General features: G+C 66.0%; 21 protein-coding genes. 16 read left to right on the top strand and 5 right to left on the bottom strand.

All coding sequences use genetic code 11. From position 1 onward, the window contains the following. The first annotated feature begins 114 nt into the window (after nt 1–114). Nucleotides 115–1,539, top strand: a complete 1,425-nt coding sequence (locus QOU61_RS07355) for an EAL domain-containing protein (protein ID WP_289657454.1) — start codon at nt 115–117, stop codon at nt 1,537–1,539. Between the two features lie 15 nt (nt 1,540–1,554). Beyond that, on the top strand, nt 1,555–2,409 hold the full coding sequence (locus QOU61_RS07350; RefSeq protein ID WP_289657453.1) for a TIGR01459 family HAD-type hydrolase: 855 nt from the start codon (nt 1,555–1,557) through the stop codon (nt 2,407–2,409). A 29-nt stretch (nt 2,410–2,438) separates the two neighbouring features. Here the strand turns inward: QOU61_RS07350 and QOU61_RS07345 are convergent, their stop codons facing one another. Then, nucleotides 2,439–2,834 (bottom strand): response regulator, encoded by a 396-nt coding sequence (locus QOU61_RS07345; protein WP_289657452.1) that lies wholly within the window; start codon nt 2,832–2,834, stop codon nt 2,439–2,441. A 254-nt stretch (nt 2,835–3,088) separates the two neighbouring features. Here QOU61_RS07345 and QOU61_RS07340 point away from each other — a divergent pair, with 254 nt between their 5' ends. From QOU61_RS07340 to QOU61_RS07290, 11 genes are all read left to right on the top strand, one after another. Next, nucleotides 3,089–4,069 (top strand): bifunctional riboflavin kinase/FAD synthetase, encoded by a 981-nt coding sequence (locus QOU61_RS07340; protein ID WP_289657451.1) that lies wholly within the window; start codon nt 3,089–3,091, stop codon nt 4,067–4,069. A gap of 204 nt (nt 4,070–4,273) precedes the next feature. Next, nucleotides 4,274–7,273, top strand: coding sequence for an isoleucine--tRNA ligase (gene ileS, locus QOU61_RS07335; protein WP_289657450.1), 3,000 nt, complete (start codon nt 4,274–4,276; stop codon nt 7,271–7,273). Continuing rightward, nucleotides 7,246–7,764: a signal peptidase II gene (lspA, locus tag QOU61_RS07330; protein ID WP_289657449.1), complete on the top strand. Its 519-nt coding sequence runs from the start codon at nt 7,246–7,248 to the stop codon at nt 7,762–7,764. The genes ileS and lspA overlap by 28 nt, the downstream gene beginning before the upstream one ends. Before the next feature lie 74 nt (nt 7,765–7,838). Continuing rightward, entirely contained in the window at nt 7,839–8,549 is a 711-nt protein-coding gene (locus QOU61_RS07325; RefSeq protein WP_289657448.1) for a hypothetical protein, read from the top strand. A gap of 102 nt (nt 8,550–8,651) precedes the next feature. Then, nucleotides 8,652–10,037: a M16 family metallopeptidase gene (locus QOU61_RS07320; protein ID WP_289657447.1), complete on the top strand. Its 1,386-nt coding sequence runs from the start codon at nt 8,652–8,654 to the stop codon at nt 10,035–10,037. Then, nucleotides 10,034–11,395, top strand: a complete 1,362-nt coding sequence (locus tag QOU61_RS07315; protein ID WP_502876895.1) for a M16 family metallopeptidase — start codon at nt 10,034–10,036, stop codon at nt 11,393–11,395. The genes QOU61_RS07320 and QOU61_RS07315 overlap by 4 nt, the downstream gene beginning before the upstream one ends. 69 nt (nt 11,396–11,464) lie before the next feature. Then, nucleotides 11,465–11,884, top strand: coding sequence for an alternative ribosome rescue aminoacyl-tRNA hydrolase ArfB (arfB, locus tag QOU61_RS07310; protein ID WP_289657445.1), 420 nt, complete (start codon nt 11,465–11,467; stop codon nt 11,882–11,884). A 193-nt stretch (nt 11,885–12,077) separates the two neighbouring features. Further along, on the top strand, nt 12,078–12,398 hold the full coding sequence (locus QOU61_RS07305; protein ID WP_502876939.1) for a c-type cytochrome: 321 nt from the start codon (nt 12,078–12,080) through the stop codon (nt 12,396–12,398). After that, entirely contained in the window at nt 12,399–12,794 is a 396-nt protein-coding gene (locus QOU61_RS07300; protein ID WP_289657443.1) for a VOC family protein, read from the top strand. A gap of 198 nt (nt 12,795–12,992) precedes the next feature. Further along, on the top strand, nt 12,993–13,541 hold the full coding sequence (locus tag QOU61_RS07295) for a gluconate 2-dehydrogenase subunit 3 family protein (protein WP_289657442.1): 549 nt from the start codon (nt 12,993–12,995) through the stop codon (nt 13,539–13,541). A gap of 30 nt (nt 13,542–13,571) precedes the next feature. Beyond that, complete coding sequence (locus QOU61_RS07290; protein WP_289657441.1) at nt 13,572–15,140, top strand: GMC family oxidoreductase; 1,569 nt, start codon at nt 13,572–13,574, stop codon at nt 15,138–15,140. A gap of 78 nt (nt 15,141–15,218) precedes the next feature. Here QOU61_RS07290 and QOU61_RS07285 read toward each other — a convergent pair whose 3' ends face one another. After that, the gene (locus QOU61_RS07285; RefSeq protein WP_289657440.1) at nt 15,219–15,530 is read right to left on the bottom strand and encodes a ribbon-helix-helix domain-containing protein; all 312 of its coding nucleotides are present in this window, start codon (nt 15,528–15,530) and stop codon (nt 15,219–15,221) included. A gap of 241 nt (nt 15,531–15,771) precedes the next feature. Here QOU61_RS07285 and mutL point away from each other — a divergent pair, with 241 nt between their 5' ends. Next, nucleotides 15,772–17,583 (top strand): DNA mismatch repair endonuclease MutL, encoded by a 1,812-nt coding sequence (mutL, locus tag QOU61_RS07280; RefSeq protein WP_289657439.1) that lies wholly within the window; start codon nt 15,772–15,774, stop codon nt 17,581–17,583. A gap of 168 nt (nt 17,584–17,751) precedes the next feature. On the opposite strand, the gene rsmD is transcribed toward mutL, so the two are convergent. Together rsmD and QOU61_RS07270 are read right to left on the bottom strand one after the other, a co-directional pair. Further along, nucleotides 17,752–18,306 carry a 16S rRNA (guanine(966)-N(2))-methyltransferase RsmD gene (gene rsmD / locus QOU61_RS07275; RefSeq protein WP_289657438.1) on the bottom strand — a complete coding sequence of 185 codons (555 nt, stop codon included), beginning with the start codon at nt 18,304–18,306 and terminating at the stop codon, nt 17,752–17,754. A gap of 6 nt (nt 18,307–18,312) precedes the next feature. Continuing rightward, complete coding sequence (locus tag QOU61_RS07270) at nt 18,313–20,361, bottom strand: pseudouridine synthase (RefSeq protein ID WP_289657437.1); 2,049 nt, start codon at nt 20,359–20,361, stop codon at nt 18,313–18,315. Between the two features lie 128 nt (nt 20,362–20,489). Between QOU61_RS07270 and QOU61_RS07265 the strand changes: the two genes are divergently transcribed. Further along, entirely contained in the window at nt 20,490–20,936 is a 447-nt protein-coding gene (locus QOU61_RS07265; protein ID WP_289657436.1) for a nucleoside deaminase, read from the top strand. A 143-nt stretch (nt 20,937–21,079) separates the two neighbouring features. Here QOU61_RS07265 and QOU61_RS07260 read toward each other — a convergent pair whose 3' ends face one another. Beyond that, entirely contained in the window at nt 21,080–21,985 is a 906-nt protein-coding gene (locus tag QOU61_RS07260) for an alpha/beta fold hydrolase (protein WP_289657435.1), read from the bottom strand. A 96-nt stretch (nt 21,986–22,081) separates the two neighbouring features. On the opposite strand from QOU61_RS07260, the gene QOU61_RS07255 reads away from it, so the two are divergent. Continuing rightward, nucleotides 22,082–23,314: an acyl-CoA dehydrogenase family protein gene (locus QOU61_RS07255; RefSeq protein ID WP_289657434.1), complete on the top strand. Its 1,233-nt coding sequence runs from the start codon at nt 22,082–22,084 to the stop codon at nt 23,312–23,314. Nucleotides 23,315–23,375: the final 61 nt, after the last annotated feature.

The raw sequence follows: 23,375 nt of genomic DNA, 5'->3' as shown, positions 1-23,375 counted from the left end.
ACGCCGCGAGCCCGCCGGTTCCGGTCCGCTCCACGAGCGTGCAAAAGAAAGACTGGTCATGCGAATCAACATTAGTGCTAGGATCGCGGCCGCTCTGGGGGAGCGTCGCCGATCATGATCCGTATTTCCACGATCTTCATCGCAATCTGCATGGTGCTGGTGGCGGCGTCGCTTGGCCTGATCCTCTATTCGGTAGCCGGGATCAGCGGCCCGGAATCCGCTATCGTGGCGCTGACCGCGCTGACCTTCCTGATCCTCTATAATGTCGTGTCGATGCGGCTGCGTGACCGCACCGATGTCGGCACCCAGATCGCGGACCTCTCCCGCGGCACCGCCGACCTGGCCCGCCAGATGGCCGAATTCGGCCGGCGCCTCGCCGCGCTCGAGGGACGGGTGGCCTCGGCCAATTCGGCTGGCACCGACCGCATCCAGGCGGTGGCGGGCGAGATCAACGAGCTCGGGGGGCTGGTCAAGCAACTTGCCGCTTCGGTCGCCGCCCATGAGGAGATGCTGACGACGACGGCCGGCAACCTCTCGCAGGCCGAGCTGACAGCCGCGAAACCGGAGGGCGAACCGGCGATGGCGGCCCCCGCCGCCAGCAAGGCCGCGAGCGCGCCGGCGCCCAAGGCGGTTGTGGCCGAACCGGCCGGCCGCAACAGCCAGTTCCTCGCCTCGGTGCGCAGCGCCGTCGAGGAGAGCCGCATCGACATCTACCTGCAGCCGATGGTGACGCTGCCGCAACGCAAGGTCCGCTTCTACGAGGCGGTGACCCGGCTGCGCGACGAACGCGACCAGGTGATTTCGGCCGAGGAATTCATCGGCACGGCGGAGGCCGCGGGCCTGATCGGGCGCATCGACCACATGGTGATGCTGCGCTGCGTGCAGGTGCTGCGCCGGCTGATGGTGCGCAACAAGGACGTCGGCGTGTTCTGCAACGTCGCCGCAGCAACGCTGGGCAACAGCACGACCTTCTCGCAATGCCTGGATTTCCTCGAGGCCAACCGCGCGCTGGCGCCCTCCTTCGTGCTGGAATTCAAGCAGGCCACCTTCCGCAATCTTGGGCCCACCGAATCGGAACATCTCGCTGCGCTCGCCCAGCGCGGCTACCGCTTCTCGATCGACCATGTCACCGATCTGAGGTTCGAGCCGCGCGAGCTCGCCGACCGCGGCGTGCGCTATATCAAGGTGCCGGCAGCGCTGCTGCTCGATCCGAGACAGGTTTCGGCGTCCGACATCCATCCATCCGACCTCTCCGACCTGCTCGGCCGCTTCGGCATCGACCTGATCGCGGAACGCATCGAGGGCGAGCGCGCGGTGGTCGACCTGCTCGACTATGACGTGCGGTTTGGTCAGGGCTTTCTGTTTGCGCCGCCGCGGCCGCTGCGCCCCGAGGGCGCGGCTCCGGGCAACGGCGGCCCGACGCAGGAGCCTGCGGAAACCGGCGCCAAGAGCGCCACAGCCGAACCCCAGGCCATCGAGGTCGCGGCACGGGCGAGCGGCAATGCCGCGCTGGCCCGCCGCCTCGCCGGCCCCGGCTAAGCGGCCGACTGTTCCATGACGGCGTTGCATTTTATCGAGCGGCTGCGCGAGCTGGTAGAGGGCGTCGATGTCGTGTTGTCCGACATCTGGGGCGTGGTCCACAACGGGCTCGAATCCTTCCCCGAGGCCTGCGAGGCGCTGCATACTTTCCGCAGCCGCGGCGGCACGGTGATCCTCATCACCAATGCGCCGCGACCGGCGGATTCCGTGCAGCGGCAATTGCAGAAGCTCGGCGTCGCCGACGACACCTACGACGCCATCGTCTCATCAGGCGATCTGACACGCCATTATGTGGCCGAGCATCCGGGCCGCAAGTTGTTCTGGCTCGGCCCCGAACGCGACAGCTCGATCTATCGCGGCCTCGATCCGGTGCTCGCGCCGCTGCCGGAGGCCGACTACATCGTCTGCACCGGCCTCTACGGCGACGAGACCGAGTCGGCGGAAGACTATCGCGGCATGATGATGCAGGCGCACGAGCGAAATCTCACGCTGATCTGCGCCAATCCCGACATCGTGGTGGAACGCGGCGACCGCCTGATCTACTGCGCGGGCGCGATTGCCGAGCTCTATCGCGAACTTGGCGGACCGGTAATCTTCTACGGCAAACCGCACCGGCCGATCTACGAGGAAGCCATGGTGCTGGCCGCGAGGCGCCGGGGCCGCGCGGTCGACCTCAAGCGCGTGCTCGCGATCGGCGATTCCGTGCGCACCGACCTTGCCGGCGCCCATGGTTTCGGAATCGACTGCCTGTTCGTGACGCGCGGCATCCACTCGGAGGAATTCGAAGGGATCGATCAGCTCGATCCCGCTTCCGTGAAGGAGCTGTTCGGCCATCCGCCGAAGGCGCTGATCCGTGAGCTGCGCTGGTAGGCGTGGAGATCTCGACTGTTGGCTGCGCCTTACGCGCTCGCCATGTCGGGGAAAACCGCCTCGATCTTGCTCTTGAGCGTCGCCGCGTTGAACGGCTTGACGATGTAGTTGTTCACGCCGGCCTTCTTTGCCGCGATCACGTTCTCGGTCTTGGACTCCGCCGTGATCATGATGAAGGGCGTGGTGGCGAGGTTGGGATCGGCCCGCACTTCCTTGAGCAGGTCGTAGCCGGTCATCGGCTCCATGTTCCAGTCGGAGATCACCAGGCCGTATTTCTTGCCGCGCATCTTGTTCAGCGCCGCCGAGCCGTCGTTAGCGTCATCGATGTTCTCGAAGCCAAGCTGTTTCAGAAGATTTCTGATGATGCGGATCATGGTGCTGTAGTCGTCCACCACCAGGACCGGCATCGACAAATCAACCGCCATTTCTTGACTCCCCCCAAAAACGATAGCTAGCGCCTCACTGGCACGGGCGGCCTGCGAAGCCCTTCGTGCCCCGCAATCCGGAGGCAAGCAGTAGCATCAGCCCTTAAACAGCGCGTTAACCGGTCAGGGCGCGAAACCGTAAAAACACGGCCAAAATCATCGATTTCCCCACGCTTGACTTGCCCCGCCGCGTCGCGTCACGGTCGCCCGCCGTCCGGTTCCGATCCCTCCAGACCACGTCCGAAGACCAGAACATGCCCGCTTTCACCATCATCCGCGACAATACCCCGAAGACCGCGATCCCCCGCGGCGCGGTGGTGGCCATGGGCAATTTCGACGGCGTTCATCTCGGGCATCGGGCGGTAATCGCTGCCGCCATGGAAATGGGACGGACGCATGGCCGGCCGGCGCTGGCGCTGACCTTCGAGCCGCATCCGCGGCGGTTTTTCAGCCCCAATACCCCCCAGTTCCGGCTCACCGACGAACGCGCCAAGCTGCGGCTGCTCGCCGGCACCGGCCTCGCCGGCGCTGTGGTCATGACCTTCGACAAGGGTCGCGCCGGCACCAGCGCGCAGGATTTCATTTACCACGACCTGATCGAGCGGCTCGGCGTGTCCGGCATCGCCGTCGGTTACGATTTCCATTTCGGCAAGGGCCGGGTTGGCTCGCCAAGCCTGCTCGTCAGCGAGGCGCCGCGGCTCGGCATCGAGGTCGATGTGCAGCCCCATGTCGATATCGACGAGCGGCCGGTCTCTTCCAGCGCGATCCGCATGGCGCTTGCCGAGGGCGAAATCGGCGAGGCGACGCGAATGCTCGGCGGGCCCTGGTTCGTGTCCGGCGAGGTGATCCATGGCGAGAAGCGCGGCCGCGACCTCGGCTATCCCACGGCCAACATCCGCCTCGACGGCAATTGCGGGCTGAAGCACGGCATCTATGCGGTGCGGGTCGGTCGCGGCGACGGCAAGTCGCGCGCGTGGATCGATGGCGTCGCGAGCTTCGGCCGCCGGCCGACCTTCGACAATGGCGCGCCGCTGCTCGAGGTCTTCCTGTTCGACTTCAAGGGCGACCTCTATGGCGAAACGCTCGACGTCGCCTTCATCGGCTTCATCCGCGAGGAGTTGAAGTTCGGCGGCGTCGATGCGCTGGTGCGCCAGATGGACGACGACAGCGCAAAGGCCCGTGCCCAGCTTTTGGCAGCCCCCGATGCGTTCCCGAAACTGGGCGAGATCGGCTGATTTGCCGTGCAGGCCGGCCGGCGGGCTTTGCGATTTGCGTTCCCCCTGCTATGGAGAGCCCATGTTTGCGCGGCGCATCATAGGGATTAGCGGCCCGGCTTCCGCCTGAGCCTTGCAAAGGGCTTGGCGCAAGACCGGGATTGTCAGCCCTTTTTCGCGATTGATCGCCCTTTCGCGCCCCTTTCCGAGCCACGCCAGAGTCCCATGTCCGACAAGCCCCAGAAATCCGAAGCCAACGACTATTCCAAGACCCTGTTCCTGCCGCAGACGGAGTTTCCGATGCGCGCCGGCCTGCCGCAGCGCGAACCGGAAATCCTCAAGCGCTGGAACGACATCGACCTCTATCGCCGGCTGCGCGAAAAGGCCAAGGGCCGCACCAAATTTGTCCTGCATGACGGCCCGCCCTATGCCAACGGCAACATCCACATCGGCACGGCCCTGAACAAGATCCTGAAGGATCTCGTGACCAAGAGCCAGCAGATGCTGGGCTTCGATTCCAACTACGTGCCGGGCTGGGACTGCCACGGCCTGCCGATTGAATGGAAGGTCGAGGAAGAGAACTATCGCTCCAAGGGCAAGCAGAAGCCCGATTTCCGCGACTCCACCGCGATGGTGGCGTTCCGCCGCGAATGCCGCGCCTATGCGACGCACTGGCTCAACGTGCAGCGCGAGGAATTCAAGCGGCTGGGCGTGATCGGCGACTGGGATCATCCCTACGCCACCATGAGCTACCCCGCGGAAGCGCAGATCGCGCGCGAATTGATGAAGTTCGCCGCCAACGGCACGCTCTATCGCGGCTCCAAGCCGGTGATGTGGAGCGTGGTCGAGAAGACCGCGCTCGCGGAAGCCGAGGTCGAATACGAGGACTACACCTCCGACACCGTGTGGGTGAAGTTCCCCGTCACCTCGCCGGCGCATGGCGCGCTGGCGCAGGCTTCCGTGGTGATCTGGACCACCACGCCGTGGACGCTGCCCGGCAACCGCGCGATCTCCTTCTCGCCGAAGATCGCCTACGGCCTTTACAAGGTCACCGATGCGCCCGCCGACAACTGGGCGAAATCGGGCGATCTCCTGATCCTGGCCGACGCGCTCGCCGACAGCGTGTTCAAGCAGGCGCGCGTTACGGCCTACGAGAAGGTGCGCGATATCCCGGCCGACACGCTGGATGCGGTCGAGTGCGCGCATCCGCTCAAAGGGGTTGGCGGCGGCTATCAGTTCACGGTGCCGCTGCTGGCCGGCGACCATGTCACTGAAGACACCGGCACCGGCTTCGTGCACACCGCACCCGGCCACGGCCGCGAGGACTTCGACGTCTGGATGGCCAATGCGCGCGAGCTGGAAGCGCGCGGCATCTCGACCGCCATCCCCTACACCGTCGACGAGAACGGCGCCTTCACCGATCATGCGCCGGGCTTCACCGGAAAGCGCGTGATCAACGACAAGGGCGAAAAGGGCGATGCCAACGAGGCCGTGATCAAGGCGCTGGTCGACGCCGGCATGCTGCTGGCGCGCGGCCGGCTCAAGCATCAATATCCGCACTCCTGGCGCTCCAAGAAGCCCGTGATCTTCCGCAACACGCCGCAATGGTTCATCGCGATGGACAAGGACATCGCGGACCACGGCAAGACGAAGAGTGGCGACACGCTGCGCGCCCGCGCGCTGCACGCGATTGCCGTGACGCAATGGGTGCCGCCTTCGGGGCAGAACCGCATCACCGGCATGATCGAGGCGCGGCCCGACTGGGTGATCTCGCGCCAGCGCGCCTGGGGCGTGCCGATCGCCGTGTTCGTGCGCGAGAAGGGCGACGGCTCCGCGGAAATCCTCAAGGACGAGGCAGTCAACAAGCGCATCGCGGACGCCTTCGAGCAGGAGGGCGCCGACGCCTGGTATGCCGAAGGCGCGCGCGCGCGTTTCCTCGCCTCGCGCGCCAGTGAGGATTGGAAGAAGGTCGACGACATCCTCGACGTCTGGTTCGATTCCGGCTCGACGCATGCCTTCGTGCTGGAAGATCCCGTGCATTTCCCGGGGCTGGCCGGCATCCGGCGCGAGATCGACGGCGGCGCCGACACCGTGATGTATCTGGAAGGATCGGACCAGCACCGCGGCTGGTTTCATTCCTCGCTGCTCGAGAGCTGCGGCACGCGCGGACGCGCGCCTTACGACATCGTGCTGACCCACGGCTTCACGCAGGACGAGCACGGCCGCAAGATGTCGAAGTCGCTCGGCAACACGATCGAGCCGCAGGCGGTCATCAAGCAGTCCGGCGCCGACATCCTGCGCCTGTGGGTCGCAGCTTGCGACTACACCGACGACCAGCGCATCGGGCCGGAAATCCTCAAGAACACGGTCGAGACCTACCGCAAGCTGCGCAACTCGATCCGCTGGATGCTCGGCACGCTGCATCACTTCAAGGCGGACGACACGATCGCGCATGCCGAGATGCCGGAGCTCGAGCGATTGATGCTGCACGAGCTGGCCGAACAGGCCGCCATCGTCCGCCGCGCCTATGCCGAGTTCGACTACAAGACCGTGGTGGCGAGCCTCTCCGCCTTCATGAACACCGAGCTGTCGGCGTTCTATTTCGACATCCGCAAGGACACGCTGTACTGCGACCCGCCCTCCTCGATCGCGCGCAAGGCGGCGCTGACCGTGATCGACATCATCTGCGACGCGGTCCTGAAATGGCTCGCGCCGATCCTGAGCTTCACCTGCGAGGAGGCCTGGCAGCTCTACAGGCCCGCCTCGCTTCCGTCGGTGCACCTCGAATTGTTTCCGGAAGGATTTGAGAAATTCCGCGACGAGCGGCTCGCCTCGAAATGGGAGGTGATCCGCGACGTCCGCCGCGTCGTCACCGGTGCGCTGGAGATCGAGCGCGCCGCCAAACGCATCGGCTCCTCGCTCGAGGCCTCGCCCGCGATCTACGTTTCCGACCGGGATGTCCTGGCCACGCTGTTCGATGTCGACCTCGCGGAAGTCTGCATCACCTCGAACTATGAGGTGCGCGAGGGCGAGGCGCCGGCCGACGCCTTCCGCCTGGACAGCGTGCCCGGCGTCGCCGTCGTGGTCGAGAAGGCGGTTGGCACCAAATGCGCGCGCTCCTGGAAGATCCTGCCGACGGTGGGTGAGGACAAGGAGTATCCCGACGTGTCGCCGCGCGACGCGCAGGCGCTGCGCGAATGGAAGGCGCTGGGGGTGACGGTGTGACCTCGCCGCTCCGCGCAGGGGTGATCACGGCCATCCTGACGCTGGTCGTGGATCAGGCTTCCAAGCTGTACCTGCTCCACGTATTCGACCTCGGCCATCGCGGCAGCGTGGCGGTGACGCCGTTCTTCGACCTGGTGCTGGCCTGGAATATCGGGATCAGCTTCGGCTGGCTGCAGAATGACGGCCAGTTCGCCCAGCTCGCGCTGATGGCAGTCAAGGCGGTCGCGATCGTCGCACTCGCGATCTGGATGGCGCGCTCGCGCACCCTGCTGGCAACGATCGCGCTCGGCATGATCATCGGAGGCGCGATCGGCAACGCCATCGACCGCCTCGCCTATGGCGCGGTGGTCGATTTCGCACTTTTTCACCTGCAGATCGGCCAAAATACCTTCAATTGGTACGTGTTTAACCTCGCGGACGCGGCGATTGTTGCTGGGGTAGCGGCTCTCCTGTATGATTCATTCTTTGGAATAGCCGCAAAAGCGCCCTGATCCCGGCCGATAGGACGCCCAAAGCGGACCATTGCTCGCGTGGCAATCCCGCCGGAATTTGGACAGGTACAGCGATGCGCAAGACCGACAATGACGGTTTTAAGGTGCGGAAGCCGGCAGCGGCGCTGACGCGCGCACTGAAGCTATCGGCGGTCGCACTCGGCATCGGCCTTCTGATGGCCGCCGGCGCCGCACGCGCCCAGGACGACGAAGACGACGACAAGACCTTCGAGGAAAAGATCATCGAAGGCATCATGTCCGGCATTGGCGGCACCAACATGGAGAACCGCGGCATCGATTACCGTGAGCGCTCGCCGCTGGTGGTGCCGCCCAAGATTGACCTCCCGCCGCCCGCCTCCGCGGCCGAGATCAAGGCGCCGAACTGGCCCAAGGACCCCGACGAAGCGCGCCGCAAGGCCGCGATTGCCGCGCGCAAGAAGTCAAAGCCCGATCCGATCGAGGCGAGCCGCATCCTTACCCCGACCGAGCTGAATGCCGGCCGCACCGACGCACCGGCCCGCACGAGCAATGACCCCGTCCAGCCCGGTGTCTCCAACAGCCCGGTGCTGAGCCCGTCGCAGCTCGGCTTCGACGGCAAGTTCTCCAAGCTGTTCGGCGGCAACAAGGCCGAGACTGCCCCGTTCAAGGGCGAGCCGACCCGCGACTCCCTGATCCAGCCGCCTCCGGGCTACCAGACCCCGTCGCCGAACTTCGCCTACGGCACCGGCCCGAAGGAATCGCTGAACAAGGAATACAATCCGGCCGCCGGCAAATATGGCGATTAGTTAAGCCAATCTCGCCGGTTCGTGACGACGCTCGCGTGGGGCGCGGTGTAGGATGCCGCGCTCGATCCCGAACGCGCCTTGCGCGCCTTTGAACAGGTCCTGATGCCCTCACACCGCTTTGCCGCCACAGGCTTCGCCCTCGTTTGCGCGCTCGTCCTTGCTCCGGGCGGCGCGCTTGCCCAGACCGCGGTCACCGCGGCGCCCCCCGCGAGCTTCACGCTCGCAAACGGCCTCCAGGTCGTCGTGATCCCGGACCACCGCACCCCCGTGGTGACGCAGATGATCTGGTACAAGGTCGGCTCGGCCGACGAGACGCCCGGCAAGTCCGGCCTCGCGCACTTCCTCGAGCACCTGATGTTCAAGGGCACGGCCAGGCACCCGGCGGGAGAATTCTCGCAGACCGTGCTCAAGGTCGGCGGCAACGAGAACGCCTTCACCTCGACCGACTACACCGGCTACTTCCAGCGCGTGCCGCGCGACCAGCTCGGCAAGATGATGGAGTTCGAGGCCGACCGCATGACCGGGTTGATCCTCAAGGACGAGAACGTGCTGCCCGAGCGCGACGTCGTGCTCGAGGAATACAACATGCGCGTCGCCAACAATCCGGAAGCGCGGCTGAACGAGCAGATCATGGCCGCGCTCTACCTCAACCACCCCTATGGCCGGCCGGTGATCGGCTGGCACCACGAGATCGAGAAGCTCGATCGCGAGGACGCGCTCGCCTTCTACCGCCGCTTCTACGCGCCCAACAACGCGATCCTGGTGATCGCCGGCGACGTCGAGGCCGCCGATATCCGCCCGATGGTGGAGAAGACGTTCGGCCCTGTGGCGGCGCAGCCCGCGATTCCGCCCCGCCGCCTTCGTCCGCAGGAGCCCGCGCCGGTGGCGCCGCGCACGGTGACGCTGGCCGATCCCCAGGTCGAGCAGCCCGCGGTGAAGCGCATCTATCTGGTGCCGTCCGCGGCAACCGCGGCCGCCGGTGAAAGTGCGGCGCTCGACGTGCTCGCGCAACTGATGGGAAGCGGCAGCAACGCCTATCTTTACCGCGCGCTCGTGGTCGACCGGCCGCTCGCGGTCAATGCCGGCGCCTCCTATCAGGGCACCTCGCTCGATCCAACGCAATTCACGATCTCGGTCGCGCCGAAGCCCGGCGTCGATTTCCCGCAGGTCGAGCAGGTGATCGACAGCGTGATCGCCGAGCTCGCGCAAAACACGGTTCGCGCCGAAGACCTGGAGCGGGTCAAGACCCAGCTCATCGCGGAGGCGATCTATGCCCAGGACAACCAGGCGACGCTGGCGCGCTGGTACGGCGGAGCAATGACCACCGGGCTCAGCATCGAGGATATCAGGAGCTGGCCGGAGCGAATCCGCGCCGTGACCGCGGAGCAGGTGCGCGCCGCGGCCGCGAAATGGCTCGACAAAAAGCGTTCGGTGACCGGCTATCTCATCAAGGACAATGCGGCCAAGCGCGAGGAGAAGCGTTCGTGATCCAACTTCCGGCTTTCGCCCGCACGCTGACACTTGCCACCGGCCTCGTGGCGCTATTGTCGGCGGCGCCCTCGCACGCCGCGACCAAGATCCAGCACCTGATCTCGCCCGGCGGCATCGAGGCGTGGTTCGTGCAGGATGCGACCGTGCCGCTGATCGCGATGGAATACGCCTTCGCGGGCGGCGCCACGCAGGACCCTGCGGCCAAGCCCGGCGTCGGCAATCTCGTCGCCGACCTGCTCGACGAAGGCTCGGGCGATCTCGACTCCAAGACGTTTCACGAGCGGCTCGACCGCCGTGCCATCGAGCTCAGCTTCAACGTCACGCGCGACTATTTCCGCGGCTCGCTGCGGATGCTGCGTGACAACAAGGACGAGGCGTTCGACCTGCTCCGCATGTCGCTGACCTCGCCGCATTTCGAGGCGACCGATGTCGAGCGCATCCGCGCCCAGGTGCTCGCTGGCTTGCGCCGCGACACCACCAATCCGAATGCGCTGGCGGGCCGCAAATTCCTCGAAGTGGCGTTCGGCGACCATCCCTACGGGCGGCCGGCCAACGGCACGCTGGAGAGCGTTCCGACCATCACCGTCGACGACATGCGCGACTACGTCCGCCGCGTGCTGGCCAAGGATACGCTGAAGGTCGCGGTCGTCGGCGACGTCGATCCGGCGACCCTCGGCAAGCTGCTCGATCAGACCTTTGGCGGCCTGCCGGCGAAAGCCAGCCTGACGCCGGTCCCCGACGTCGTCGCGACCAAGCCGCCGCAGCGCGCCTTCGTGCCGCTCGACGTGCCGCAGACCGTGATCACCTTCGGCGGCCCCGGCTTCCTGCGCCACGATCCGAATTTCATGGCCGCCTATGTGGTCAACCACATCCTCGGCGGCGGCGGCCTGTCGTCGCGGCTCTACCGCGAAGTGCGCGAGAAGCGCGGCCTCGCCTATTCGGTCTATGAGGCGCTGCTGTGGATGGACCATTCGGCGCTGTTCATCGGCAACACCGGCACGCGGGCTGACCGCGCCGGCGACACCATGGATGCGGTCGAAAAGGAAGTGCGCCGCATCGCCGAGGACGGCCCGACCCAGCAGGAACTGGACGAAGCCAAGTCCTACCTGAAGGGCTCGCAGATGCTGGCGCTCGACACCTCCTCCAAGCTCGCCTCGGGCCTGCTGCAGTACCAGCTCGACCGGCTGCCAATCGATTATATCGAGAAGCGCAACGCGATCGTCGACGCCGTGACGCTGGATGATGCCAAAAAGGCCGCCAAGCGGCTGTGGGGCCAGGGCCTTTTGACCGTCATCGTGGGCCGTGCCCCGCAGGCAGCCGCCCAGCCGGCCGCGGCCCCGGCCACGGCGAACTGACGCGGCGCCACAGCAGGATCGCCGCAAAACCGCTATCGTGCGTCACCGATTCCCTTCTCCGGTGACGCCATGCTGCGGATTGCCCGCGACCTTGCCATCGACGAAAACGACATCGAGATCGTCTTCATCCGCGCCTCCGGCCCCGGCGGGCAGAACGTCAACAAGCTCGCTACCGCAGCGCAGCTTCGTTTCGACACGAAGAGGATCGCGCTGCCGGAGGATGCCGCAGCGCGGCTGGCCACGCTCGCCGGCCAGCGCATGACCAAGGATGGCGTGATCGTGATCCACGCCCAGCGCTTCCGGACCCAGGAACGCAACCGCGCCGACGCCATCGATCGCCTGACGGGCCTGCTGCGCGAGGCGATGGTGCGCCCCACCCCGCGGCGGCCGACACGGCCGACCTTTGGCTCGAAACAGCGGCGCCTGGAGGGCAAGAAGCGGCGCAGCGACGTCAAGGCGGGCCGCCAGTCGCGCCGCTTCGACGACTAGCGCCACACCTGCCGACACGACCGCGGGCGCCATTTGTTCTGACGAAACAGCCCGCTACTACCACCGCCCATCCGGCGCAACCTAAGCTTTGTGCTCGCCAACGGTGATGCACATGACCAAGCTGCGCGCGACACAGGCATTTGGGCCGACATTTTGCGGCGCCGTGCTGGTTGCGACGATGGCCGCCGCCCAGATGCCGCTGCCGGCCGCGCGCCCGGTCGACGGCGCCACGCTGTTCAAGCAGCAATGCGCGACCTGTCACACCACGAACACGTCCGACGCCGCCCGGCAGGGGCCGTCGCTGTTTCGCATCGTGGGCCGGCCCGCCGGCAAGGCCGAAGGCTTTCACTACTCGAGCGGCTTTGCGACGGCGGATTTCGCTTGGGACGAGTCCAGGCTCGATGCCTGGCTCGCCAACCCGCAGGACGTCATCCCCGGTGCCGTCATGGCGTACCGGCAGGCGAAGCCCGAAATCCGCACCGCCATCATCGCCTATCTGAAGGAGCTGAACTGAATGGCAAAGCCCGTTCATTCCATGATCCGCGTGCTCGATGAGGCGCGATCGCTCGACTTCTACGCGCGCGCCTTCGGGCTGGAGGTGGCGGACCGCCTGAAATTCGCGGACTTCGCGCTGATCTATCTGCGCCATCCGTCCTCGCCATTCGAGGTCGAGCTGACCGTCAATTTCGATCGCAAGGAGCCCTACGCGCTCGGCGACGGCTATGGCCATCTCGCCGTCGTGGTCGACGATGTCGAGGCCGAGCGCGCCCGTTTCGAGCGGGAGAAGCTGTCACCTGGACCCTTGCGCGACTTCAAGCACGACGGCGCGACGCTGGCGCGCTTCTTCTTCGTGACCGATCCCGACGGCTACAAGATCGAGGTGATCCAGAAAGGTGGTCGCTTCGGCTAGTGTCCCGGTTCTGACATTCGCCTCATTTTTCGGAGCCACGTTTGCGAATGTCAGAACCAAAGGGACACTAGCAAATATAAGATTCTAGTGTGGCTTTGGCTCTGACGTTCCTTTGAAGAGGTTGCGGCGAAACTGAAAGGAACCTCAGAGCCGCCACACTAGCCAGCATCAACAAGAATTCAAACGGAGGAAATTCCCATGAGAGAAGTCGATCGCAGAAGCAGATATGATCGCCGCGTCTTTCTCAAAGGTGCGGCAACCGCGGTGCCGGTCGCGGCGGTAGCGACCAGCACGGGCCTCAGCATCACGGACGCCTGGGCCGACGACGCCACGACGCTGACACCCGCGACGATGAAGACGCTGGTCAAGATCGCTCGCGACATCTATCCGCACGATTCTCTCGCCGACAGCTACTACATCACAGCGATCAAGCCGTGGGACGAGAAGGCCGCGAAGGATCCCGCCGTCAAGGCGCTGCTCACGGATGGCGTCAGCCGTCTCGACCAGAACGCGCGCGACCGCCACAAGGTCGCCTATGCCGAGGTGCCATGGGAGACCGACCGCGTGGCGCTGTTGCAGGCGATCGAGCAAGGCGAGTTCTTCCAGAAGCTGCGCAGCGACCTGATCGCCTCACTCTACAACCAGAAAGAGGTCTGGCCGAAGTTCGGCTACGAGGGCTCCTCGGCCGAACATGGCGGCTACATCAACCGCGGCTTCGCCGACATCGACTGGCTGCCGAAAGCGTGAAGCACGACGGCCCGCTCAGGAGGAATCACCATGGCAAAATTCGATCTGAATGACAGTAGCGTGGTCGTGATCGTCGGCTCCGGCGCCGGCGGCGGAACGCTCGGCAATGAGCTCGCGCAAAAGGGCATCAAGGTTGTCGTCCTTGAAGCAGGCCCCCGCATCGAGAACCAGGATTTCATCAATGACGAATGGGAAAGCTTCCTCCAGCTCGCCTGGAAGGATGAGCGCACCACGTCGGGGAGCTGGCGCGTCGCCAGGGATTTTCCCAACCTGCCGGCCTGGATCGTGAAGGCGGTCGGCGGCTCGACGACGCATTGGGCCGGCGCCTCGCTGCGCTTCAACGAGCACGAGTTCAAGACCAAAAGCATCTACGGCAACATCACCGGCGCCAACCTGCTGGACTGGCCGGTCACGCTCGCCGAGATGGAGCCCTGGTACGCCAAGGCCGAGAACAAGATGGGCGTTACCCGGACCAACGGCATTCCGGGCCTGCCCGGCAACAACAATTTCCGGGTGCTCGAGGCCGGCGCGAAGAAGCTCGGCTACAAGACCGTGCATACCGGCAACATGGCGATCAACAGCGAGCCCCGCGACGGCCGCGGCTCCTGCCTGCAGATCGGGTTCTGCTTCCAGGGCTGCAAGTCCGGCGCGAAATGGTCGACGCTCTACACCGAGATCCCCAAGGGCGAAGCGACCGGCAATCTCGAGGTTCGTCCCGACAGCATGGCGCTCAAGATCGAACACGATGCGAGCGGAAAGGTCACGGGCGTCGTCTATGCGGACGGGAGCGGCGCGACGCAGCGGCAGAAGGCGCGCGTGGTCGCGGTTGCCGGCAATTCGATCGAGAGCCCGCGCCTGCTGCTCAACAGCGCCTCGAACATGTTCCCCGACGGGCTTGCCAACTCGTCCGGCCAGGTCGGCCGCAACTACATGCGGCACATGACCGGCAGCGTCTATGCGGTGTTCGAGAAATCCGTGCACATGTATCGCGGCACCACCATGGCCGGGATCATTCGCGACGAGTCGGCGAACGATCCGAAGCGCGGCTTCGTCGGCGGCTACGAGATGGAGACGCTGTCGCTCGGCCTGCCCTTCATGGCCGCGTTCCTCAACCCCGGCGCCTGGGGCCGCTCGTTCACCAGCGCCATCGACGGCTATCCGCGCATGGCCGGGATGTGGCTGGTCGGCGAGGACATGGCGCAGGAAACCAACCGCGTCACGCTCGACCCGAAGGTCAAGGACAAGTTCGGGCTGTCGGTCGCCAGCGTGCATTTTGACGACCATCCGAACGACGTCGCGATGCGCGCCCATGCCTACAGGCAGGGCGCCGCGGTCTATGAAGCCGTTGGCGCGACCGTGACCTACCCGACACCGCCCTATCCGAGCACCCACAATCTCGGCACCAACCGGATGAGCGAGAAGGCCAGGGACGGCGTGGTGAACAAGTTTGGCCAGACCCACGACGTCAAGAACCTGTTCGTGTCCGACGGCAGCCAGTTCACCAGCGGCGCCGCCTGCAACCCGACGCTGACCATCGTCGCGCTCGCGATCCGGCAGGCCGACACCATCGCCGGCGCGATGCAGAAAAAGGAGATCTGAGGAGAAAACCAGCGGCCCTCTCCCGCCGGGAAAGGGCCGTTTCGTCGGTCGCGCCGAAAAGCCGCCGCGGCCGCCGCCTTACTCGGCGGCGTCGAGGATCGCCGGCTCGCGGAACTCCGGGATCGTCGCCGCACCCCTCGAACGGTAGATCAGACAGGAGCAGCGCAGAAGCGACGCGAAATTCCTGACCTCGCCATGATGATCGAGCACCTCGTTGTGCAGCGAGGTGAGGAACTTGCCGAGACTCATCTTCTCCTTGGCCGCGATCTCCTCCAGCGTGTCCCAGAACGACATTTCGAGGCGGATCGAGGTGCAGTGGCCGCCGATGCGCAGGGATCGCGTCTGCGATTCATAGTCGCGCTGCGGCTGGTGCGCGAAGAGCTGGCACATGGCTTCCTCCCGGTCGTTTTGTAGTTTTTCCAAACCATATACCCGCACCGACAGCCCCACAATCCTGTGGACGACGCGGCCTTCCAGGTGCCCCCTTGCGGGGCGAACATCGAATGCCAATCGCATCAATGTGATAGGCTCCCCGCGCACGCGACGGGAAATCGTCGCCCGCCCGCAGGGCATGCATTTGCCGCCATGCCGCCTACAATGTGACGATCGACGCGAATCCTTATCGAAACCCATGCCCGTCCGCCAACTCCCAGAGCAGGTCGTCAACCGCATCGCCGCCGGCGAGGTGGTCGAACGTCCGGCGAGCGTAGTCAAGGAACTGGTCGAGAACGCAATCGACGCCGGCGCAAGCCGGATCGACATCTTCACCGACGGCGGCGGCCGGCGGCGCATCGCCATCACCGACGACGGCTCCGGCATGAGCGCGACCGATCTCGCGCTCGCGGTCGAGCGCCACGCGACCTCCAAGCTCGATGACGAGGATCTGCTGCAGATCAAGACGCTCGGATTCCGCGGCGAGGCGCTGCCCTCGATCGGCGCGGTCGCAAAGCTCTCCATCACCACGCGCCATGCCGGCGAGCCGCACGCCTGGTCGCTCGCGGTCGAGGGCGGCACGAAGTCGGGCGTGATGCCCGCCGCACTCTCGCTGGGCACCCGCGTCGAGGTCAGCGATCTCTTTTACGCGACGCCAGCGCGGCTGAAATTCCTGAAGACCGACCGCACCGAGGCGGAAGCGATCCGCGAGGTGGTGCGGCGCCTCGCGATGGCGCGCCCCGACGTGGCCTTTACCCTCGCCGGCGAAGAGCGCGCGCCGGTGACCTGGGCCGCGGCGCTGCCCGGCGCCGCCGGCCGGCTGACGCGGCTCGGTGATATCCTGGGAAGCGATTTTCGCAGCCATGCGATCGAGGTGCGGGCGATGCGCGACGGCATCGTGGTCGAAGGCTTCGCCGCCGCGCCGGCGCTGACCCGCGCCAACGCGCTCGGACAATATCTGTTCGTCAATGGCCGCCCGGTGCGCGACAAGCTGATCCTCGGCGCAGTGCGCGCGGCGTATTCCGACTATCTGCCGCGCGACCGCCATCCGGTCGTGGCGCTGTTCGTCACGCTCGATGCGCGCGAGGTCGACGCCAACGTGCATCCGGCGAAGACCGAGGTGCGCTTCCGCAATGCCGGTCTGGTGCGCGCGCTGATCGTGCATGCGCTGAAGGAGGGTCTTGCGCGCGAAGGCCGCCGCACCGCGGCCAACGACGCCGGCGGCGCGATTGCCGCTTTCCGGCCCGCGATCACACCGGGTCCCGGCAACTGGGACTGGCGGCGCTCGCCGTCCTATCCCGTGAACCCGATGCCCGCATTCGGCGGCGCGGCGGCGCCGGCGTTTGCCGAACAGGACCAGGCCGCCTTCGATGTCGGCGCGCCCACCGCCGACGTGCGCTTCGAAACGCAAGCGTCCGCCGACCTGATCGACCGTCCGCTCGGCGCGGCACGGACACAGATCCACGAGACCTATATCGTGTCGCAGACCCGCGACGGACTGATCGTGGTCGACCAGCATGCCGCCCATGAGCGCATCGTCTATGAACGGCTGAAGGCCTCGCTCGCCAAAAACGGCGTGCAGCGGCAGATCCTGCTGATCCCCGAGATCGTCGAGATGGACGAGGCGACCGTGGAGCGGCTGCTCGCACGATCAGAGGAACTCGCCTCGTTCGGGCTCGCCATCGAATCCTTCGGCCCCGGTGCTGTCGCGGTGCGCGAGACACCGTCGCTGCTCGGCAAGACCGACGCCGGTGCGCTCTTGCGCGACCTTGCCGAGCACATGGCGGAATGGGACGAGGCGCTGCCGCTCGAACGGCGATTGATGCATGTCGCGGCGACCATGGCCTGCCACGGCTCGGTGCGCGCCGGTCGCCGCCTCAAGCCGGAAGAGATGAACGCGCTGCTCCGCGAGATGGAGGCGACGCCGAATTCCGGCCAGTGCAACCACGGCCGGCCGACCTATGTCGAACTGAAGCTGTCGGACATCGAGAGACTGTTCGGGCGAAGGTGAGTTATCCCTCCCCCGCAAAGCGTGGGGAGGGTCGGTCCGAGCGAAGCGAGGACCGGGGTGGGGGCTCCATCGACATGTTGCCGCTGATCTTACCCCCACCTGACGCGTTGTTCGCCATGCTCGCCACGCGCCACCCTCCCCACAAGGGGGAGGGAAAAGACAGAGCCTTCATAGGCTCCGCAAAAACACAAACTCCGTGTCGTCATAGGCGCGCCGGTCCAGTTCCTCGAAACCATCCGGCGGCTTGAACGAAGCGGCCTTTGCCTCTTCCACCACGAGGAGCGCGCCTTCCGTCAACCAGCCGCCGTCTCGCAGCGAGGCCAGCGCCTTCTCCGCAAGCCCCTTGCCGTAGGGCGGATCGAGAAACACCAGCGAGAACGGCGGAACCGGATGGGCAGGTCCAAGGTCGGTCGCGTCGCGGCGATACACCTTGGTTACGCCGCCAAGCCCCAGCGCCTCGACATTGTTGCGCAACAGCGCGCGCGCCTCGGCCCCATTGTCGACGAACAGCGCAAACGCCGCGCCGCGCGAGACCGCCTCGATGCCGAGCGCACCGGTGCCGGCGAACAGGTCGAGCACGCGCGCGTCCTGAACCGGATTCTCATAGGCATGCATCAGGATGTTGAAGACGGACTCGCGCAGGCGATCCGCGGTCGGACGGATATCGCGCGATGCCGGCGAAGCCAGGCTTCGTCCCCTCAATCGTCCGGCGACGACACGCATCCAGCCCTACTCGTCCCGCGGCTTGAAATCGCGCTTGCCGTGATAGCCGCGCTTCGGGCGGCGCGGCGGCCCGTAGCCGCTCGCCTCGAGCTCGTTGCGCTCGCGGGATTCCTCACTGCCGGTGCGCTGCACCAGCACGCGGCGGCCTTTCCGATCGGCAATCAGCGCGCTCTTGCCTGCCGGCTTGAACGGCTTCCCGCCGCCGGACACTTCCGCGTCCGCACTCTCGCCGTCATGCGGCGCGGGCGCGCCGAAATCCGCTCCCGCGAGTTTTGCGATCTTGTCACCCAACTGCTCACGCAGCACCCGCGTCTTGACCTCCTCGACCTCGCCTTCGGCGATCTCGCCGAGCTGAAACGGGCCGTAGGAGATGCGGATCAGGCGGTTCACCTCGAGGCCGAGATGCGCCATCACGTTGCGCACCTCGCGGTTCTTGCCTTCGCGGATCGCGAACACCAGCCAGACATTGCTGCCCTGGTCGCGTTCCAGCGTGGCGTCGATCGAACCGTATTTGACACCGTCGACCTCGATGCCGTCCTTGAGCTGGTCGAGCTGCGCCTGCGTCACCTCGCCATGGGCGCGCACGCGATAGCGGCGCAGCCAGCCCGTGTCGGGCAGTTCGAGCGTGCGGGCGAGACCTCCGTCATTGGTGAGCAGCAGCAGGCCCTCGGTGTTGAAGTCGAGGCGGCCGACGCTGATCAGCCGCGGCAAGCCTTCCGGCAAATTATCGAACACCGTCGGCCGCCCCTCGGGGTCAGCATGCGTCGTCATCAACCCGCGCGGCTTGTGATAGAGAAACAGTCGCGTCCGCTCGCGCGCCGGCAACGGCTTGCCGTCGACCGCAACCACGTCGTTGGCGGTGATATCGAGCGCGGGCGAGTTGATCACGCGGCCGTTGACGGTGACGCGACCCTGCACGACCATCTCTTCCGCATCACGGCGCGAGGCCAGCCCGGCGCGCGCCAGCACCTTGGCGATCCGCTCACCCGATTTCTTCGGCTTGACCTCGTCCTCGCGCGGACGGCGCCGGTCGAAGTCAGGCTTGCGCTCGCGGTAGGCGCCGCGGCCGCCGAAGGCGGGGCGCTTGGCGAAAACCTTGCTGTCATCCTCATTGTCGCGGCGCGGGCGATCGGCAAACCGGTCGCGGCTCCGCCCCTCGCTGCGCGGATGCTCGTGCCAGTCGCCGCGGCCCTCGTGGCGCTTGTCGTCGTCCTGTCGCTTCCACCGGGGTCGATCGAATTTGGGACGGTCCTCGCCCGGCCGCGACCGATGCGGCCGCTCGTCCCTGCCGCGGCGGTCGTCGCGCGGTCGCTCGTCGCGGTCGCGCCAGGGCTTGAAGTCGCCACGATCCCCAACGCCGCGCTTGCGGTCGCCAGCGCCGCTCTTGCGGTCCCCAGCGCCGCTCTTGCGGTCGCCAGCACCGCCCCTGCGGTCCCAAGCGCCGCCCTTGCGGTCGCCTGCGTCGCGCTTGCGGTCGCCCGCGTCGCTCTTGCGATCCCAGGAGTCGCTCTTGCGATCCCTGCCCCGATCGCCGTCTCGGTCACGGAAATCCTTCCGCGGGCGGTCACTGTTGCCGCGAAAACCCTCGCTGCGCGGCGCAAAGGGACGCTTCTCGCCGAATTTGCGGTCCTGGAAGCGGCCGGCTGGACGCGCATCCCGCGACCCACGGTCGTCACGATCATAGTTCGGGCGCTCGCCGCGCGGCTTGAACGGGCGTTTCTCGCCGGCATCGCGCGGTGGGCGATCGGCAGATGGCCGCCCGCTACGCGGACGCTCGTCGCGGTCTCGATTGAAGCGCGCGGGCCGGCGATCGTCGCCATAGTCGCGGCGCGGGACATCGGCGTCGTCGCGACGGCGCGGCGGACGACCCTCAGTTTTGGCAAAGCTGCGCTTGGCGCCACCGCCTTCGCGATCGAAGTCCTTGCCGCCAAAGCCCCGCTTGGCGAACTTCTTGTCAGGGCCGCGGGGGCGGCCGGAGCGGCCCTTGCCGCCGCCGGACGGCCGATCGCGTCTGCCGCGCGGGGAATCGTTGTTCTTGTCGTCGTCGCGGGGCATGAAAGGGCTCACTGGGGGTCAATTAGGGCAACCATGCGCGCTCCGGATCGGGCCGCGCTTTCGCAAAACCGGTATCGACTTTTGCTGAAGGCTTTTCCAGTAGCAGACTTATCCTGATAATACGAGGCATGAACGCCCCTTCTTTCATGGATTTGGCGCTGGAGGCGGCCGAAAAGGCTGGAAATTCCGGCGAAGTGCCGATCGGATGCGTCATCGTGCGCGACAACGCCGTGATCGCGACCGCCGGGAACCGGACGCTCACCGACCGCGACCCGACCGCGCATGCCGAAATGCTGGCGCTCCGCCAGGCCGCCGAACGGATCGGCAGCGAGCGGCTGATTGATTGCGACCTCTACGTCACGCTGGAGCCCTGCACGATGTGCGCGGGCGCGATTTCCTTCGCCCGCGTCCGCCGGCTCTATTACGGCGCGGCCGATCCGAAAGGCGGCGCAGTCGAATCCGGCGTGCGCTTCTTCGCGCAGCCGACCTGCCACCATGTGCCGGAGGTCTATTCCGCGGTCGGCGAAGGGCGCGCGGCCGGCCTGCTGAAGGACTTTTTCAAGGCGCGGCGGTAGACCGGCCATCCGCTGTCATCATTCGCGAAAGCGGATGATCCAGTCTTCCAGAGACGGTCGTGACTGGACGGAGATATCTCGGCGTACTGGATACCCCGCTTTCGCGGGGTATGACAGTTTGAGTTTGCTGCGATCGCCGGCCTCTACCCCGCCAGAAAAAATTCCTTCAGCAGCCTCGCCGTCACTTGCGGATTTTCCTCGGTCAGGAAGTGGCCGGAATCGACCGGCGAGCCCGTGACGTTCGTCGCCCATTGCTGCCAGGTGTCGAGCGGCGTGGCCGCGGCGCGCGCTATCCCCGCATCGCCCCACAGCGCCAGCATCGGGATCGTGATCTTCCTGCCCGCCTCGAGGTCCGCCTTGTCGATCTCGTAGTCGGCATAGGCGCCGGCGCGGTAGTCCTCGCACATCGCATGCACGCGGGAGGGATCACGGAACGGCGCGAGATAGTGTTCGAGCGCGCGCGGATCGATCGCGTCGAGATTTTTGGCCTTGGTCTGGCTCGCCATCTTGAAGCGCAGGAAGAAATCGGGGCTGCCGGTGATCAGCGTCTCCGGCAGCGGATGCGGCTGCGCCAGGAAGGTCCAATGATAGATCTTGAGCGCATAGACACGATTGATGCGCTCCCAGTAATTATAGGTCGGCAGGATATCGAGCACCGCGAGCTTCGAGAGCCGGCCGGGATGGTCGAGCGCGAGCCGATAGGAAACGCGGCCGCCGCGGTCGTGGCCGGCGAGCGCGAATTGCACATGGCCCAGCCGCTCCATCACCTCCACCATGGTCCGCGCCATCGCGCGCTTGGTGTAGGGCGTGTGGTTTTCGTCGCTGTCGGGCATGTCGGACCAGCCGTAGCCGGGCAGATCGGCGATCACGAGCGTGAAGCGGTCGGCAAGCTCAGGTGCCACGCGGTGCCACATCACATGCGTCTCGGAGAAGCCGTGCAGCAGCAGCAGCGGCGGCCCCTTGCCGCCGACGCGGGCGAAGATCCGGCCCGCGGAGGTGTTGATCCATTCGGCAGCATAGCCGGGAAAGAGATCGGCGAGATCGGGCATGCGTCAAACTTTGTTTGTGTTGCCGCTCGTTTCCCTCGAAGATATATGCCATCGGGCGCGCCAAGACCATCAAGAACCGCCAGGTGAGGAAACGCCATGTCGATCGATTTCGAAATCCCGGCTGAAGCCAGGGCGATCCGCGAGAAGGTCCGCAAATGGGTGCATGACGAATGCATCCCGGCCGAAAAGGAGCTCGAGACAAAGCCGTTCGACGAGGTGCTCGGCAAGCTCCGCAGCAAGGCGCGCGCGCAGGGGTTGTGGTGCCCGTTCGTGCCGAAGGAATATGGCGGCATGGGCCTGGGGCCCTTGGCGAACGCCCTGGTGCAGATGGAACTCGGCGAAAGCATGCTCGGCGCGCTGTCGATGAACACGCAGGGGCCCGACGACGCCTCGATCATGACGATCCTCGCGCATGGCACCGACCACCAGAAGGAGAAATTCCTCAAGCCGCTGCTGAACGGCGAGAAGCGCATCTGCTTCTCGATGACGGAGAAGGCCTCGGGCGCGGACGCCACCGGCATGCAGACCACGGCGGTGAAGGACGGCAACGAGAACTACATCCTCAACGGCGAGAAGTGGTTTTCCTCTTCCGCGAGCGTCGCGGACATGGCGCTCGTGATGGCCAAGACCGATCCGAATGCGCCGCGCCACAGGCAGTATTCCACCTTCATCGTCGAGCTGCCGAACCCCGGCTATAACATCAAGCGCAACATCAAGAACATGGCGATCGAGGGTCCCTATTACGACCAGATCCATGGTGGCCATTCCGAGATCGAGATCAGGGATCTGAAGGTGCCGGCCGACAATTTGCTTGGCGGCGAGGGCAACGGCTTCAACATGGGCCAGCACCGCCTCGCCTATGGCCGGTTGCGCCACGGCATGCACAACATCGCAAAAGCCCAGCGCGCGCTCGACATGGCCGCCGCCCACGTCACCAAACGCTCGACCTTCGGCACGCTGCTCGCCGATCGCCAGGCCGTGCAGTTCATGCTCGCGGAATGCGCCAGCCAGCTCTATATCGGCCGGCTGATGCTGCTGCACATTGCCTACAAGGCGGAAAAGGGCTTGGACCTGCGGCAGGAGAACTCGATCGCCAAGGTCTATCTCGCGCACATGGTGCACAAGGTGATCGACACCGCGATCCAGCTCCACGGCGCGCTCGGCTTCAGCCAGGATACGCCGCTCGCGCAATGGTACACGCAGGTGCGCTCGCAGCGGCTGGTCGACGGCCCGGACGAGGTGCATCTGTGGAGGGTCGGACGCAACGTGATCAAGGCGTTCCGCGAGCACGGCACCACGGCGTCCGCGGCGGGCGGCGATTTGCTTTAGTCTCGCGTGTCATTCCGGGGCGCGCGGCAGCGCGAACCCGGAATCTCGATGAGAAGCCGCA

The organism is Bradyrhizobium sp. NP1 (assembly GCF_030378205.1).
Lineage (GTDB): Bacteria > Pseudomonadota > Alphaproteobacteria > Rhizobiales > Xanthobacteraceae > Bradyrhizobium.
Note: the sequence above shows the minus strand (reverse complement) of the source record. Positions and strands in the feature narration are given on the sequence as shown.